This window comes from Streptomyces sp. SID13726, from assembly GCF_010548375.1.
GTDB lineage: Bacteria > Actinomycetota > Actinomycetes > Streptomycetales > Streptomycetaceae > Streptomyces.
Genome location: NZ_JAAGLY010000809.1, coordinates 1 through 392, shown reverse-complemented (window position 1 = coordinate 392; position 392 = coordinate 1). Strand labels below are relative to the sequence as shown.

The following is a 392-nucleotide window of genomic DNA, read 5'->3' as shown; positions in this document are numbered from 1 at the left end:
GACGGGTCGGCGCGCCGTCGGTCACCGAGCCCGTCACCGAGCCCGTCGAGGTGCCCGTCGAGGTGCCCGTCGAGCCGACCGACGAGGTGACCACGAGCGCGACCCGCTCGTCCCCGTCCACCTGCGGCACGCCGACGAGGACCGCCTCGCCGACGCCGTCGAGCGCCGCGACGCGCGGCTCGAACAGGCCCGGGTAGATGTTGGTCGTCCCGCGGATGATCATGTCCCGCGTGCGGCCGACGGGCACGATCCTCCCCCCGTCGTCGAGCCGCGCGAGGTCGCCGGTGCGGTGCTCCGCGACCCGCGCTCCCCTGCCGCGCGCCGGGGCGGCGAGGTGGTGCAGGTAGCCCGCCATGAGCGACGGGCCGGACAGCACGAGCTCGCCGACGACG

General features: G+C 76.5%; 1 pseudogene. It reads right to left on the bottom strand.

Annotation, left to right across the window (positions count from 1 at the left end):
• Nucleotides 1–392, bottom strand: a pseudogene (locus G3I78_RS50425) (AMP-binding protein); the annotation flags it as partial.